This window comes from Arthrobacter sp. P1_D12 (assembly GCF_056406175.1).
The window spans coordinates 1-15,985 of sequence record NZ_JBFUAR010000013.1; the positions used below are offsets into that span (position 1 = coordinate 1).

Genomic DNA, 15,985 nt, shown 5'->3' on the forward strand with positions numbered 1-15,985 from the left:
GCACAGAAGGCCGCCGAGGGCAAGGAGCCCGAGACCACCACCGACCCGCATCTGGGCGAACACCTCTCGGCCGAAGTTCTGCGGGAAGAACTCTCCACGCGCCCGCATGAACTTGTGGGGGCCGCCGCCGCAGCAGCGGAATCAGGGTCCATTCCTTCCATCGCCGGACGCACCGTGGCCCGGCGCGCGGCCACGGTCCTCACGCACAAGTCCGAACAGGACCGCGAGGAGGCGGACGACTTCAGGCCCGCCGGACGGCCGCGCCGGTGGCTGACCGTATCCATTGCCGCCGCGATCGTCTCGCTGCTGGCCGTCGGACTCTGGCTCGGCTACGCCTGGACCCAGACGCGCTACTACATCGGCGAACACGATCAGCATGTGGCCATCTTCAACGGCGTCTCCCAGCGTCTCGGGCCCATCCAGCTTTCCACTCTCGAAGCGGTAACCGATATCAAGATGTCCGACCTTCCCGAATTTTCGCAGCAGCGGGTGCGCCAGACTGTGCCCGCCCGCGACCTCTACGACGCGCAGCGGATCGTCAAAAACCTGGAACGCACCGGCACGACCGCCCCGGCCGATGAATGCCTCACCCCGTCCCCCGCAGCGACGGCCGCCGGTGCCACCCCCTCCCCCGGCACCACGGCCAAGCCGGGCTCCACGGCCAAGCCGGGCTCCACGGCGTCGCCAAGTGCCACAGCCTCCACTGGAGCGGCCAAGCCGTCGCCATCCGCCACCCCGACTACGAATTGCGAGGGGGCCAAATGACACCCATCGACCCCGTGCCCAGGCCACGACGAAACGTGGAGCTTGTCCTCCTGGTCCTCGCCCTCGCCGTTGGGATTGGTGCCCAGGCACTCGTGGGAGTGGACCGGCAAAAAGCGTTCGACACCGACTTCTGGTTCCAGTCCGGACTCCTGGCGTTGGCCGCCCTCGCCTTCCATGTGGTGTTGCGGCTCCGCGCAAAATATGCCGACCCGGTAATACTTCCGCTCGTGGTCGCCCTTAACGGGCTGGGCCTGGCCATGATCCACCGGCTGGACAGGGTGGGCGAAGACACCGGCAACAACCAGCTGCGCTGGACCCTGGTGGCCATGGCGGTCGCGATCGCGGTCATTTGGTTCCTCAAGGACCACCGGATCCTGCGCCGCTTTACCTATATCTCCCTGGCCATCAGCGCCGTGCTCCTCATCCTGCCGCTGGTTCCCGGCATCTCCGCCGGAGAGGTCCTGGGTGCCAGCGTCTGGATCAAGATCGGTTCCATGACCTTCCAGCCGGGTGAAATCGCCAAGATCACGCTGGCCATCTTCTTTGCCGGCTACCTGTCGTCGAACCGGGACCTGATACTGCTGGCGGGCCGCAAGATCGGCCCGGTGCAGTTCCCGCGGTTCAAGGACATGGGCCCCATGATCACCGCCTGGCTCGTGAGCATCGGCGTGCTGGTCTTCCAGCGTGACCTCGGATCCTCGATCCTGTTCTTCGGCCTGTTCCTCGTCATGATCTACGTCGCCACGAGCCGCATCAGCTGGGTGATCATCGGCCTCGTGTTGATTGCCGTCGGCGGCTTCGTCGCTGCCCGCGTGTTCTCGCACGTGGCCCTGCGGATCGACGGCTGGCTCAACGCGTTCACCGATGAGGTCTACGGCCGGCAGTTCGGCGGCAGCCTCCAAATTGTCGAGGGCCTGTTCGGCATGGCCAACGGCGGCCTGGTCGGCACCGGCCTCGGCCAGGGCCGGCCCAACCTCGTCCCCTTCGCCAACAGCGACATGATCATCGCCTCCTTTGGCGAGGAACTGGGCCTGATCGGCGTCTTCGCGATCGTCCTGATGTACCTGCTGCTGTTCACCCGGGGCTTCCGCGCCGCGCTGGGCACCCGCGACGCGTTCGGCAAACTGCTCGCCACCGGGCTCTCCTTCGCGATCGCGCTGCAGTGCTTTGTGGTGATCGGCGGTGTGACGCGCCTGATCCCGCTGACCGGACTTACGACGCCGTTCCTCGCCGCCGGCGGGTCCTCGCTCCTGGCGAACTGGATCATTGTGGGTCTGCTGCTCATGATTTCGCACTCCGCGCGCGGCCCGGTGGATACAACGCCGCTGCCGCCCGGCCAGGAACCCGGTGCGCGCAAGAACTTCCCCGTGCTGCCTGCCAAACCGGCGCCGGATCCCCGAAACAGTCCCGACGCACCCACCGAGGCGGTGAAACAGCTGTGAACCAGGCCATCCGCAATTCATGGATTGCCGCCATCGCGATGTTCGTGCTGGTCTTCGGCGCACTGAGCTATGTGCAGGTGGTTGGCGCCGACGAGCTTAAGGCCAACGCCTGGAACAGGCGCGCCATCCTGCAGAACTACTGCAACGACCGCGGTGCGATCATTGTTGGCGGCACCCCGGTGGCAGAGTCAGTGCCCGCCACGGAGAGCTGCAAATTCCAGCGGACCTACTCCCAGCCCGAGCTCTACGCGGGCGTCACCGGCTACTTCTCCAAGAACTACGGCCTCACCGGACTCGAGAAGTCGATGAACGATGTCCTGGCCGGCAGTTCGGACCAGCAATTCCTGGACCGGGTGGGCCAGTTGTTCCTCGGCAACCAGCCCAAGGGCGCGTCCGTGGAACTGACCCTGGACCCCAAGCTCCAGAAGCTGGCCTACGACCTCATCCCGGACGGCATTCGCGGGCACATCGTGGTCACCAACCCGAAAACCGGCGCGGTCCTGGCCATGGTGTCCAAACCGTCCTATGACCCCAACCTGATTGCCACCCAGGACCCGGCCGCCGAACAGGCCAATTACACCGAGCTGAACCAGGTCCCCGGGATCAACCTGAACCAGAACGTCTCTGGACCCACGGGCGAGCTGCTGGCACCGGGATCGGTATTCAAGCTCATTGACACCTCTGCGGCGCTGAAGTCGGGCAAGTACAACAAGGACAGCGACCTGCCCAACCCGGCCGAGATGTCCTTCCCGGGCATCGACTACAAGCTGCCCAACTACGCGGGCGGCAACTGCTACACGCGCACGACGGCGTCGTTCGCGTTTGCCCTGCAGCAGTCCTGCAACACACCGTTCGCCAGCATCGCCCTGGACCTGGGGCAGAAGGCCATCGGGGACGAGGCGGAGAAATTCGGCTTCGGCCAGGACTTCGGCGACCAGCTCAGGCTGGACAGCGCCCCAAGCTTCTTCCCGAGCGAACCGCTGGACGACGCCGGGCTGGCGCAGTCCTCAATCGGCCAGCGCGACGTCCGCGCCACACCGCTGCAGATCAACACCATGACGGCGGCGATCGCCAACGACGGAGTGCAGATGCAGCCGAACCTGATCAAGGCCGTACGCGCCCCTGACCTGCGCACGATCAGCGAACCGAAACCCCAGGCCCTGCGCACCGCCACGAGTCCGGAGATCGCACGGCAGGTCAATGAGTGGATGGTCAGCGTCGTCGACGACGGCATCGCACACCGTGCGGCCGTGCCCGGTGTCCAAGTGGCCGGCAAGACCGGTACCGCAGAACTCGGCAATGGCCTGAACAATTCTTGGTTTACCGGGTTTGCCCCGGCAAATGACCCGCAAGTGGCCGTCACCATCGTCATGGAAGGCGTAGACATCACCACTGGCGCAAATCTAACCAGTCCGAACGCGAAGAAGATTTTTGAGGCGGTGTTGAATAAGTGAGGCCTACTTCGGGAATCACCCTCGGCGGCAGATTCCAGCTGACCACGCGCATTGCGATCGGCGGCATGGGAGAAGTCTGGAAAGCCAAAGACCTGATCCTTGGCCGCATCGTCGCCATCAAGGTGCTCAAGGAGGAATACACGGGTGACCCCGGTTTCCTGCAGCGCTTCCGCGCCGAGGCACGCCATACCGCCCTCCTGAACCACGTGGGCATCGCCAACGTCTTCGATTACGGCGAGGAAGAGGGTTCCGCCTACCTGGTCATGGAACTGGTTCCGGGCCAGCCGCTGAGCAGCATCATCGAGCACGAACAGGTGCTGTCCCCGGACCGCACCCTGTCGATGATCGCCCAGACGGCGCGGGCCCTGGCCGTCGCCCACGCACAGGGCCTCGTGCACCGGGACGTCAAGCCCGGAAACCTGCTCATCACCCCCGACGGCCGGGTCAAGGTTACCGACTTCGGCATCGCCCGCCTGGCCGACCAGGTTCCGCTGACCCAGACCGGCCAGGTGATGGGCACCGCCCAGTACCTGGCACCCGAACAGGCCACGGGGCAGACTGCCACCGGAGCCTCGGACATCTACTCCCTCGGCGTGATCGGCTACGAGTGCCTCACGGGCCACCGGCCGTTCTCCGGGGAATCGCAGATCGCCATCGCGCTGGCCCAGGTCAACGATGCGCCTCCGCCGCTGCCGGACACACTGCCCAGGCCCGTCCGCGCGCTGCTGATGTCCATGCTGGCGAAGGATCCGAAGAACCGCCCGGCCGACGCCATCAAGCTGTCCGAGGCGGCCGAGGCCATCCGCAACGGTGATATCGCCGCCGCACACGCAGCCGTACCGGGCATGCTGCTTTTCGAGGCAGCCACCGGGCCCATCACGGCCCCCGTCGACGTCCCCACCGCGGCCACCAGCGTCATTGGCTCCAGCGCCGCAGAGGACAAGTCGACGTCGGCGACGTCCGCGCTGCCCGTCGTGGGCGCCGCCGGTGCAGGTGCAGCCGCGGGCCTGGCCGCAGGCGCTGCCGCAGCCAGCGGCTACGGCGCCCGCAACGCTCTCAACCGCGCCGATGCCCTGGCGGCCGAGCGAAGCTGGGTGCAGGAAGAGGAGGAAGAAGACTACGACCAGCCGGAGGAGGAGCCGAAGCGCCGCGGACGCAGCCCGTGGACGTGGCCGCTGATTGCGCTGATCCTGCTGGTGGTGTTCGCCCTGCTCGGTGTGGTCCTGAGCCAGGCCGGCAGTCTCTTCCCCTCGCAGGCTCCGGCCGCGAGCAGTGCCACGTCCAGCATCGCGAAACCGAGCAGTGCCACGCCGTCGGCGTCGTCGGCTTCCCCGACCGAGACCCCCACCCCCACGCCCAGCTCCGCGACACCCACCGAATCCACCCCGGCAGCGATCAACCTGATCCCGGATGCGTACCTGGGGCGGCCGTACAACGATGTCCGCAATGAGCTGATCGGCAAGGGGCTGCAAGTCACCGGCGTCGAGGTCGTCAACGACGCGACGCCCGGCACCGTCACCAACATCGATCCCTCCGGTGCGGTCCAGCCGGGCACCACCATCACCGTCAGCTACTCCAAGGGCCCGGAAATGGTCGAGGTCCCGTCCATCAAGGCGGGCGCCAGCGAGGCTGAAGCCCAGCAGGCCATCCAGGACGCCGGGCTGCGCTGGGCCAAGGGAGCCGACGTCGATCCCACGAACAAGAAGGAAGATCCGGGCACGTTCGTGAGCTCACAGCCTCCTTCCGGGTCCAAAGTGACCGCGGGAAGCGTCGTGACCTACCACCTCGCCAAGGCCACGGCCACATCCCCTTCACCTTCAGCTACCAAGTCCGGACCCTAAACGATCATGAGCAATACACCCCGCACTCCGTCGCACAGGGAGGAACGCCCGGCGAACACGCAGCGCGTCCTCAGCGGGCGCTATGAGCTGGGTGAGCTGATCGGCCGTGGCGGCATGGCGGATGTTTTCCGCGGCCTCGATACCCGGCTGGGACGCACCGTGGCCGTCAAGCTGCTGCGCCCGGACCTGGCCCGGGATCCGCAGTTCCAGGCCCGCTTCAAGCGCGAGGCACAGGCCGTCGCGGCACTCAACCACCCCTCGATCGTGGCTGTCTTCGACACCGGGGACCACGCGGTCCCCGGTGACCACGACGACAGCGTCCGGGTGCCCTACATCGTGATGGAGTTCGTTTCCGGTAAGACCATCCGCGACATGGTGCGGGCCAAGGACGTCACCATCGACCAGGCGATCGACTTCACCCTGGGTGTGCTGTCCGCGCTCGATTACAGCCACAAGGCCGGGATCGTGCACCGCGACATCAAGCCCGCCAACGTGATGTTTTGCCCCGATTCAAACAGCGTCAAGGTCATGGACTTCGGAATCGCCCGCGCCATTGCGGATTCGTCCGCCACCATGACACAGACGCAGGCCGTCGTCGGCACGGCGCAGTACCTGTCCCCGGAACAGGCCCGGGGCGAAGCAGTCGACGCGCGCAGCGACCTGTACTCCGCCGGTTGCCTTCTCTACGAGATGCTGACCGGCCGGCCGCCGTTCATCGGCGACAGCCCCGTCTCGGTGGCCTACCAGCACGTTCGTGAGATCCCCGAGCCCGCCAGCAGCCTCAATCCCGACGTCTCCGCCGCGCTGGACAGCGTGTTGATGAAGGCCCTGCAGAAGAACCGCGCCGACCGTTTCCAGGACGCCGCGGCCTTCCGCCGCGCCCTGCGGGCCGCGCGCAGCGGCGTTCCGGTCACGGCGCCTTCCGCCAGCGAGGCCCCCACCGACCCCACCAACGAGGTTCCCCGGCACGACCCCCTGGCGCCCACGGCAGCTTTTTCCCTGACCGGCGCCAAGTTCCTCGACGATTCCCCCGGCGGCCGGCTCCGTCCCGCCGAAGAAACACCCGACGACGAGGAAGTGCTGCAGCCGGCGGGCACCGAACTCTATGGCATTGCGGACACCGGCAGCCTGCCGCTGGCGCTGCCGGTCGAACGCGAGCACACCCCGCGCCAGAAGACGCGGCGCCGTACCTGGATCGCGACGCTCGTGGTTCTCACACTGCTGGTGCTGGCCGGCGGCGGCCTGTGGCTGTACAACCTCATGAATCAGGCCCCCCCGCAGGCGACCAAGGTTCTGGTTCCCACGGTGACGTCCCTGACGGAATCAGAGGCCCTGCAAAGGCTGTATAACGCAGGTTTCAAGCCACAGCTCCAACGGCTGCGGCACGAGAGCATTCCCAAAGGCACCGCGATTGGCACCGTGCCGACGTCGGGGAGTTCCATGGACGCCAACTCGGACATCATCCTCAACATCTCCGAGGGCCCCAGCGCGATCACCATCCCGACGGACCTGCCCGGCCGGACCGAGGCGGCAGCCCGCGATCTTCTCCACCAAACGGGGCTGGCTGGCGCCCTCACCACCAAGATGTCCAACAACCCCACGGTTCCGGTCGGCATTGTCATCACCACCAACCCGGCCCCGGGCCAGGTTGTGGCCGTGGCGGACGCGGTCGAAATCGTCGTCTCCACGGGCAAGGTGGCTGTGCCTCAGCTGATCGGGCTGCCGCTGGCGGAGGCGGAGGCGAAACTGAAGGAACAGGGCCTGGTGCTCAAGGCCACCGAAGTGGAGAACTCCCAGGTGGCTCCGGGCAAGGTGACAGGCCAGGCCGACGCCGCGGATTCGCTCGTCGAACAGGGCAAGACCATCACCGTGACCGTGGCGAAGGCACCGGCGCCGCCGCCGCCCCCGCCGTCGCCCACGCCGACGCCGACGCCGACCAAGAGCGCTGCCAAAGAGGACGCGGCCCTGGGCGGACTGTTCCCCTAACCCGGTCGGGAAAGACCGAAGGTACCGGTTACCGCCGCGCCGGAGCTTTCGGGGCCTGCCGGGTCAGTGTTTGATGAGCGGGCTCAGGTCCGCTGCCCGTTCGGCAGCACCAGCCATGCCCAGTGACTCCAGCCAGTTGCCGAGCATCTGGTAGCCGCCTTCGGTCAGGACGGATTCCGGGTGGAACTGCACGCCGCATAGCGGGGCGGTGCGGTGCTGCAGGCCCATCACCACACCGGTGCCCGTTTCCGCGGTGATCTCCAGGACCTCCGGGATGCTCTCGCGGACAGCGGCCAGCGAATGGTAGCGGGTGGCCGTGAGGGGCGAGGGGAGCCCCGCAAAGACGCTGGTTCCATGGTGTTCGACGAGGGAAGTCTTGCCGTGCATCAGTTCGGGAGCGTGCGTCACGGTTCCGCCGTAGGCCTCCGCCAGCGCCTGGTGCCCCAGGCAGACACCCAGCATGGGCTTGTCGTGGCTGCCGCACCACTTGATCAGCTCAATGCAGACACCGGCCCCGGCTGGATTCCCCGGACCGGGAGAGATAAGGACCCCGTCCCGCGCCTCGGCCATTTCGATCGCCTCGGCGAGCGTGACGTCGTCGTTGCGGACTACGGTGGTCTCCGCACCGAGCTCCTGGAGATAGCCGACCAGGGTGTAGACAAAGCTGTCGTAGTTGTCTACGACCAGGATCTTGGTTGTGCTCATGGGTGCCTTGCTGAACCAATCGTTGAATCTGTTAACTGGGTGAATTGCGCCAGCCAGGGAAAAAGGAACTGAACCATCAATACCAGTGCTCCGGCCGCCAGCACCAGCGCGGTCGCAATCCTGAGCCACAAGGGCCCGGGAAGGCGGCGGAAAAGCCAGCCATACATTCGTCAGCCTTCCCCGGCCGCGCGGGCCGCCCGGGAAATTTCAGCCGGCGGTCCAGCCGAAAGGGACTTCCACCGCTCCAGCAGGGCGTAGGCCACAAAGCGTTGGTCGGAGCCAAACCGCGGGTTGCAGCTCGTCATGATCAGGTAGCTCTCCGTGGGCGCGGCGCCCGGCCGCATCGGCACCGGCAACAGCACATCGGTCCGCGAGGGGAGGACTGTCTGGCTGTTCCGGAACACGTAGACATAGTAGCCCTCACGGGTCTGGACGTAGATCCGGTCCCCAGGCACCAGGGCGTCGATATGGTCCAGGACGGCGCCGTGGGTCTGCCGGTGCCCTGCCACGGCGAAGTTTCCCGCAGCCCCTGGCATGGCCGTGCCCTGATAATGCCCGATGCCCAGGGTGTCCAACACCGCCGGAGTGGTTCCCTGAACGATGGGTCGCGTGTAGCCGGCGAACCGCCTTGCGCTGCCGGGCGTCGGAGGCCACATTCATCCACCACAACTGCCAGGCCACAAAGAGCAGGACAATGACGCCCCCGGTCGGAGCAGCTCGCCCGCGACGTGGATGGCGCGCAGGAACAGCCCGCGGCGGCTGCGAGCCGTCCGGTCGGATTCCTGCTCCAACTCCAGCGCTGCGGGTTCTCCTCCAAGACGGTTGCGGGGGTCCACGGCGTGGCCGGAACTACAGCTAGAATTGTGCGACACAAGAATTCAAGCTCGACCAAGAGCACGTTGGCCGGCGGGGGCTCGCTTCCTGCAGGATACCAAGCCACGTTGGCCGCTCTTGTTCCAGCCCGCCGAGGAGGATCAGTGCCCGAGTCGAAGCCGCGTAAAAGGACTGCCCGTGTGGCCCCGCAGACTTCTGCCGCGGAGGCCTACAAGCCCAATCCGGTCTGGTTCAAGCCCGTCATGTTTGGCCTGATGATCGTTGGCCTGCTGTGGATCATCACGTTCTACATCACCGAGGGCGCCTTCCCGGTTCAGGCTTGGGGCTCGTTGAACATCGTCGCCGGCTTCGGAATCGCGATCATCGGCTTCCTGATGACCACACGCTGGCGTTCCTGACACCAGGCCCGCGCGGCGCACATCCCTGACGGGCCGGTACACACAGTGTGCCGGCCCGCCGCCGTTAACCCACAGCACTAATCCCGGCCCAGCGAAGGAATCCAGATGACCCCGGCAGTAAACGGCTCGACCATTGGCGACGACGGACTGGCGCGGCCTGTGTGGGCCTCCGTGGATCCCATGCTGCGGGAGTATTACGACTCCGAGTGGGGCATGCCCGTCCGGGACGAACAGGGCCTCTACGAACGCATCAGCCTCGAAGGATTCCAGGCGGGGCTTTCATGGGCGACAATCCTGCGCAAGCGGCCCGCTTTCCGCGCGGCGTTCAAGGACTTCGATCCGGAACTGGTGGCACGCTTCACGGACGCCGATGTGGAGCGGCTCATGCTCGATGCCGGGATCGTCCGGAACCGGCTGAAGATCCAGGCGACCATCACCAATGCCCGCGCTACTCTGGCGTTGAGGGACGACGGCGGCCTGGTTGACTTCGTATGGGCTTTCCAGCCGGACGCCACACCCCGACCTAACTCCCTGGATGAGGTCCCCACCACTTCGGCCGAGTCCATCGCGCTCTCCAAGGCGCTGCGCAGGAAGGGCTTCGCCTTCGTAGGGCCCACCACGATGTTCGCACTCATGGAGGCCATCGGAATGGTGGACACCCATCTGCTGGATAGCCACCGGCGCGGGTCATCGGGCGTCTGGCCGCAGTGACCCGTCGATGACCCCGCGAGGTCCCGCTTAGTTATCCACAGCTGTGCACAAGCCTGGGGAAACTTATCCACATTGTTCATAAGTTTCCGGGTCTTCATGCGGTTCAGCCGAGTTCCGCGGCCACAGCGGGGCGCAAAGCGACTGATGAGATCCCCGGCCGGTCCTGAATTACACAGCTGTAAGTTATTAACAGTGTGGATTTCCTGTGGACAAGTTCCCTGATCCCGGCAACAGACCGCGGATGGCACCGGGGCCCCGCCGCACGGCCGGCTCACGGCAGCCTCGGGGCCGCCTCGGGCCGGCTGGCCGCCCGGCATGGTGGTCCGTCCCGACACCAGCTGCAACGGACGAGTTATCCACTTAATAACAGGCCACTACCCACAAGTTATCCACAGCTGGGGATAACAGCCGGTGCATATGAGCCGCAACCCCCTCTGCCGGGCCATGAGCCGGGTTAAATCCCGCGGATGCTCAGACCATCAAGTTATTAACACTGTGAATAACCCTGTTGAAACACACACCGCGGCCGTCCCACGGCCCGTCGTGACCGGCCGCCGCCGCGTGCGGGGCCTGTGGGGGCGACGGCACTGGGAGTGCGGCGTGGTGACGCGGCGCTGTCCGGAGGTCCTGAGGCGCCGGTCCCTGGCGTGCCCGTGGCACCGTTCTGTGGAGTTCTCCCTGGAGTTCCCGCGGCGCAGGGCCGGAACGGGGCTGGATCAGGGCAGGTGCCGCCCGGCACCAGGCAACAGGGCCTGGGGGCAAAGTTGTCCACTTACTCACAGGGCAACCCACAGAAGTTATCCACAGGTGTGGAGATCCGATCGGCAGCATCGCCTGCAAGCTGGATAATCGCCAGCCCGGGCGGCCAGAGCCGGGTCGTCACAGTGAACTACACGCTTGTAAGTTATTAACAATGTGGATAACCGCTGTGGAAAACTCTCGGATCCGCACCTGTGAATTCAGGTGCGGGGGATCGGCCCGGGGGTACAGGGGAAAAGGTCCACAAGGGAAACAGCCAAGGAACCCCAGCGAGAGAAGCACTGGGAAAGAGTGAAGGGGCGGGGCGTTCAATTGCGGCCGATTGCGGCCGGCGACTTCGGCAGGAGCGGGCTAAGCGCCGGCGCCGGCCATCCGCACGACGGACACGGCGGTCACCAAGGCCAGGACCACGGCGAGGCCGATGGCCTGCAGCAGGGTCTGCCGCGGGCCGCGGGGGGTGTAGGCAATCACGGCGGCACTCAGGGCGCCGGTGACGAGGCCGCCGAGATGGGCCTGCCAGGCGATCTGCGGGACCATGAAGCCGATGACGCCGTTGATGGCAATCAGGACCAGGAGCTGGCGGACTTCGCCGCCGCGCTGGCGCTGGACTACCAGCAGAGCGCCGAACAGGCCGAAGATGGCGCCGGAGGCACCGACGAGGCCCACCGGGCCGTTCACCGGATACACCGGGGTCAGCAGGAGGAAGCCGACGGAGCCGCCGACGGCCGAGAGCAGGTAGATGGCCAGGAAGCGGGCGTGGCCCAGCAGCGGCTCAAGGATCTGGCCGAATATCCACAGCGTGTACATGTTCAGGACGATGTGGAGCAGGAATCCCTGCGAGTGCAGGAACGCCGAAGTGAGCATCCGCCACGGTTCAACGCCGGTCAGGGCGGGAGCGTAGGCCAGTTGCTGGTAAATCCCGTCGTTGGGGACTATCCACTGCAGCGCATAGACAAGGGCACACAGCGCGATGATCACGTAAGTGACGACGGGTTTACCGGCGGTCGCGGCGCCGCCGTAGACGGTCCTGACGGCCGGCGTCGTGCGCTTGGTTTCGTTGACACAGTCAACGCATTGGAATCCGACGGCGGCCGCCCGCTGGCAGTCGGGGCACGCAGGGCGCCCGCACCGCTGGCAACGCACATAGGCGGGCCGGTCCGGGTGCCTGGGGCATACCGGGACATCTGCGGACGGCTCCGCCGCCGGAATTCCGTAGCTCATGGTGGTGGGTTAGAGCTTTTCGATGTCAATGCTGTTGATGGTGACATCCTCGACGGGGCGGTCGCCCATGCCGGTGCGGACGCCTTCGATCGCGTCGACGACCTTCTTGGATTCATCATCGGCGACCTCACCGAAGATGCTGTGCTTGCCCTGCAGCCAGCCGGTGGGGATGGTGGTGATGAAGAACTGCGAACCGTTGGTGCCTCGGCCCATCTGGACGCCGGCGTTGGCCATGGCCAGCTTGTACGGCTCGTTGAAAGTCAGTTCCGGGTGGATCTCATCGTCGAACTTGTAGCCCGGTCCACCGGTGCCGCGGCCCAGGGGATCGCCGGCCTGGATCATGAAGTCCTTGATGATGCGGTGGAAGATGGTGCCGTTGTAGAGCGGCGTGCCGGTCTTGTCCTCGCCCGTTTCCGGGTGGGTCCAGGCTTTCTCACCGGTGGCCAGCCCGACGAAGTTGTCGACGGTCTTCGGCGCGTGGTTGCCAAAGAGGTTGACGACGATGTCGCCGAGGCTCGTGTGGATAGTGGCTTTTGCGGTTGCGTTGGCAGTCATAGGGCCCATTCTTCCATGACGGCTCCGCCCGCATAGGGCCGCAGAGTCAGTTCCGCGCTGGGTGAAATCCACTGGAAATCGGCCTGAAGAATAGCCGGTGCGTTCCTAGACACGTAGGCTAACTGCAGAACCGTCACATTAATCGGGAGGTAGTTGTGAAGAAAACGGATCGTATTGCCCGTGACCTGGAGCAGTCAGTGAGCACCGGAGTAGACAGCGCCAAGGATTGGGCGGCCCCGCGGGTTGAGGCTGCCGTGAACTGGGCTGTTCCCCGCCTGCAGCACGGACTGGACACCGCCTCTCCCAAGATCCAAGAGGGCCTCAAGTCCGCGGCCCACAATCTGGCCGGCGGCGTTGCCACTGTTACTCCCCGTCTTCAGGATGGCCTGGCCCAGCTGGCGCCGAGGATCCACGATGCCGCGGACAGCGCGACCCCGCGCCTGCACGAAGCCGTGGACAAGGCAGCCCCGGTCATCGCCAATGCACGCGACCGGGTTGTTGTCGAGTACCTGCCCAGGCTTTCCGACCAGATCGGGCAGGCTTCCGTGGCCGTCCACCGCACGTTGGAAAACGCCCCGGCCCACGTGGACGCCGTCGCACAGAAGCTTGTTGATTCCGGTGTTGTCACCGGCGTCCAGACGCAGGCTCAGGCCGTCAAGGGACACGCCAAGAAGGCAGGCAAGAACGCCAGCAAGCACATCAAGGCGGCTGCCACCGAGGTCACCAAGACGGCTAATGCCAAGCTCGCCAAGCAGCAGAAGCCCAAGCACCGCGGCCTGCTGATCTTCGGCATCATCGCTGCCGCCGTTGCAGCCGGTGTCGCCGCCTGGCGGGCGTCCAGGCCGGTGGAGGACCCTTGGAAGGTACCGACGCCGGTAAAGCCCGCCCCCACGGCCGCCCCGGCCGGCGAATCGCTGAAGGACGCCGCCGACAAGGCCGGTTCCGCGACTGTAGCGGCAGCGGACTCCGCGGCTGAGGCATCCAAGCAGGTTTCCGATTCCGCAACCACCGCGGCGGACAAAGCCACGGAAACGGCCAAGGACGCCGCCGGCAACGCCGCTGACGCCGCCGACAAGGTTGCCACCGACGCCAAAACGGCCGTACGCAACATCGCGGCCAGCCTGAACAACGGCACAGACAAGCCCGGCAAGTAGAACCTGGCCGGCACAGGCCGGCTGAGTCGAGACCCTGCGTCGGGCAGTCCGGGTGCCGGCAGGTGTCCTGCACTCTCCCAAGGAGGGATTCCGCCACAGTGCGGGATCCCTCCTTTTGTTTGACTCGGCCTCCGCAGGCACGTCACGGTCCGGCTTCAAACGCCAGGCTAGATGCTAAATTTGTGGTGATGTCACCCCATAGATCACCCCAGGATGCCTTGCTCCTTGCTCCGCCGCCGGCTGTGTCTATCGTCATCCCGGCGTACAACGAGGAAAGCGTCATCCGGCAGTGTCTGATCGCCGCGGTCTACCAGTCGGTGCCCGCCCACGAAATCATTGTGGTGGACAACCTGTCCAAGGACCGCACGGCGGAAATCGTGCGGCAGATGCAGCTGGAGTATCCGGAGAGCCCGATCATCCTGCTCAGCCAAAACCGCGATCAGGGGCTCATTCCCACACGCAACTTCGGCCTTGACCACGCCACGGGCGATATCCTCGGCCGGATCGACGCCGATTCCGTGCTGGAACCGGACTGGGTGGAGCAGGTGCAGAAAGCCTTCGCCGACGAGTCTGTGCACGCTGCGACCGGTCCAGTGGTTTATTACGACATGCCCATGCGCCGGTTCGGGCTCAAGGCCGACGACAAAATGCGCCAACTGATGCTCAGGCTTGCCAAGCACCAGTATCACTTCCTCTTCGGGTCCAACATGGCAATGCGCCGCTCGGCCTGGGAGACCATCCGCACAGAAGCCTGCCGCGACGAGCGGGACGAGATGCACGAGGATATCGATCTGTCGCTGCACCTGGCCGACCACGAGCTCCGGATCCAGTACTGGCCGCAGATGATCTCGGGCATGTCGGCCCGGCGGCTGGAGGACTCGCCGCGGGATTACCGCTACTACGTGACGCGCTTTGACCGCACCTACAAGGCCCACAACGTCAAGAAGATGGCACTGAAGGCGCCCATGGTGGTCTTCTTCTCGGTCTACTTCCCGGCGAAACTGCTCCGTGCCATCCACACGGTCAACGTTCCCCAGCCGGCCCGCCGCGGCGGCCAATAGCGGCCAATGACGGCGGCCACGCGGCCGCCGGGAGATGCGGCCGCCGGGAGCGGCCTAGTCGGTGCCGAGCTCCGCCAGCCGCTCTGCACCGGCTCCCTCGCCCGTTCTCCGGGCGGAGCGTGAGCCTCGCTGCCCCAGGACCACGACGGCGAGCCCCACCAGGATCATCGCCAGCCCCACGTAGGTCCCGGCCGGCAGCGTCTCGTCCAGGAAGGCTGCGGCCAGGAGCGCCGCTCCGGGGATTTCCAGCAGGATGATCATGGACACCAGCAGCGGGCTCATGGTCGCCAGCAGATAGTTGAACGCGGTGTGCCCCACCAGCTGTGCGCACACGGTAATGGCGAGGATCCCCAGCCAGCCGGTGGCTTCGAACCCTGCCAGCGGCTGTCCGGCCAGCAGCGCCATCCCCGCCACAATCGCGGCGCACATGCCGTAGCACAGGGTCGTATAGACGCCGGTGCCCATGCTCTGCCGCGCCTTGCCTCCGGCGAGCGTGTAGATGCCCGCCAAGGCGCCGCCGGCGACGGCCAGGAGATCGCCCACAAGCGCCTCGGGCGAGGAGCCCATATCAAAACCGGTGATTGTCACGACACCGCCGAAAGCGAGCCCCAGCCCTACCAGGACCGGCCAGCGGAGCCGGACTCCCCGGAAGAGCTGGAAGATCGCTATCCAGCCTGACTGAAGGCACACCAGCGCCGTCGCCGCCGCGACCGACGTCAGCTGCAGGGAGGTAATGAAGCACGCGAAGTGCAGGGCCAGGGCGACGGCAGCGGCGAGCGACCAGCGGAACTCGGCTCCGGTCACCTTTCCGAACTGACGGGGGTTGCGGACCACAACCGGACCGGCCATCACGACTGCTCCAATGGCGTTGCGCCAGAAAGCGATGGCGAGGGCACTGACCGACGTGGCGCCCAGCGTGGCGGCAATGAGTGGCCCCGACGAGGCCACACCCAGCACGCCTACGGCCGCAAGTAAGAAGTTCACGCTCCAACACTAATGGGACGGACAGCAGGGGCCATTACGGCCGCTGCTCCTTGACGGGTGCATACCGCGGTGCCAACCTTAAGGCGCGGTCTCACGTTCCGGTCTCGCCATCATC

General features: G+C 66.0%; 12 protein-coding genes and 2 pseudogenes. 9 read left to right on the forward strand and 5 right to left on the reverse strand.

Going from position 1 to position 15,985, the window contains the following annotated elements; translation table 11 throughout:
- The 5 genes and pseudogenes from AC1DZV_RS10965 to pknB all read left to right on the forward strand — a co-directional run.
- A pseudogene (locus tag AC1DZV_RS10965) lies at positions 1-765 on the forward strand (serine/threonine-protein phosphatase); the annotation flags it as partial.
- Positions 762-2,207 carry an FtsW/RodA/SpoVE family cell cycle protein gene (locus tag AC1DZV_RS10970; RefSeq protein WP_028278228.1) on the forward strand — a complete coding sequence of 482 codons (1,446 nt, stop codon included), beginning with the start codon at positions 762-764 and terminating at the stop codon, positions 2,205-2,207. The pseudogene AC1DZV_RS10965 and the gene AC1DZV_RS10970, both read left to right, overlap by 4 nt.
- The gene (locus AC1DZV_RS10975) at positions 2,204-3,661 is read left to right on the forward strand and encodes a peptidoglycan D,D-transpeptidase FtsI family protein (protein WP_476953709.1); all 1,458 of its coding nucleotides are present in this window, start codon (positions 2,204-2,206) and stop codon (positions 3,659-3,661) included. Before AC1DZV_RS10970 ends, AC1DZV_RS10975 begins: the two co-directional genes overlap by 4 nt.
- The gene (locus AC1DZV_RS10980) at positions 3,658-5,502 is read left to right on the forward strand and encodes a protein kinase domain-containing protein (RefSeq protein WP_476950944.1); all 1,845 of its coding nucleotides are present in this window, start codon (positions 3,658-3,660) and stop codon (positions 5,500-5,502) included. Before AC1DZV_RS10975 ends, AC1DZV_RS10980 begins: the two co-directional genes overlap by 4 nt.
- A gap of 6 nt (positions 5,503-5,508) precedes the next feature.
- Complete coding sequence (gene pknB / locus AC1DZV_RS10985; RefSeq protein ID WP_476950943.1) at positions 5,509-7,488, forward strand: Stk1 family PASTA domain-containing Ser/Thr kinase; 1,980 nt, start codon at positions 5,509-5,511, stop codon at positions 7,486-7,488.
- A 63-nt stretch (positions 7,489-7,551) separates the two neighbouring features.
- Here the strand turns inward: pknB and AC1DZV_RS10990 are convergent, their stop codons facing one another.
- A complete protein-coding gene (locus AC1DZV_RS10990) occupies positions 7,552-8,193 on the reverse strand; it encodes an anthranilate synthase component II (protein WP_028278232.1) in 642 nt (213 codons plus the stop codon).
- Positions 8,194-8,363: 170 nt separating this feature from the next.
- A pseudogene (locus AC1DZV_RS10995) lies at positions 8,364-8,984 on the reverse strand (sortase domain-containing protein).
- Positions 8,985-9,170: 186 nt separating this feature from the next.
- Between AC1DZV_RS10995 and AC1DZV_RS11000 the strand changes: the two are divergent.
- Complete coding sequence (locus AC1DZV_RS11000; protein WP_476950942.1) at positions 9,171-9,425, forward strand: cell division protein CrgA; 255 nt, start codon at positions 9,171-9,173, stop codon at positions 9,423-9,425.
- A 105-nt stretch (positions 9,426-9,530) separates the two neighbouring features.
- Positions 9,531-10,136, forward strand: coding sequence for a DNA-3-methyladenine glycosylase I (locus tag AC1DZV_RS11005; protein WP_476950941.1), 606 nt, complete (start codon positions 9,531-9,533; stop codon positions 10,134-10,136).
- Between the two features lie 1,110 nt (positions 10,137-11,246).
- Here AC1DZV_RS11005 and AC1DZV_RS11010 read toward each other — a convergent pair.
- Entirely contained in the window at positions 11,247-12,116 is an 870-nt protein-coding gene (locus AC1DZV_RS11010) for a rhomboid family intramembrane serine protease (protein ID WP_476953710.1), read from the reverse strand.
- Between the two features lie 9 nt (positions 12,117-12,125).
- Positions 12,126-12,671: a peptidylprolyl isomerase gene (locus AC1DZV_RS11015; RefSeq protein WP_026538031.1), complete on the reverse strand. Its 546-nt coding sequence runs from the start codon at positions 12,669-12,671 to the stop codon at positions 12,126-12,128.
- A 155-nt stretch (positions 12,672-12,826) separates the two neighbouring features.
- Here AC1DZV_RS11015 and AC1DZV_RS11020 point away from each other — a divergent pair, with 155 nt between their 5' ends.
- Together AC1DZV_RS11020 and AC1DZV_RS11025 are read left to right on the forward strand one after the other, a co-directional pair.
- Positions 12,827-13,825 carry a hypothetical protein gene (locus AC1DZV_RS11020; protein WP_476953711.1) on the forward strand — a complete coding sequence of 333 codons (999 nt, stop codon included), beginning with the start codon at positions 12,827-12,829 and terminating at the stop codon, positions 13,823-13,825.
- Positions 13,826-14,013: 188 nt separating this feature from the next.
- The gene (locus AC1DZV_RS11025) at positions 14,014-14,886 is read left to right on the forward strand and encodes a glycosyltransferase family 2 protein (protein WP_476950938.1); all 873 of its coding nucleotides are present in this window, start codon (positions 14,014-14,016) and stop codon (positions 14,884-14,886) included.
- Positions 14,887-14,940: 54 nt separating this feature from the next.
- Here AC1DZV_RS11025 and AC1DZV_RS11030 read toward each other — a convergent pair whose 3' ends face one another.
- Positions 14,941-15,870, reverse strand: a complete 930-nt coding sequence (locus tag AC1DZV_RS11030) for a DMT family transporter (protein ID WP_476950937.1) — start codon at positions 15,868-15,870, stop codon at positions 14,941-14,943.
- Between the last annotated feature and the right edge of the window lie 115 nt (positions 15,871-15,985).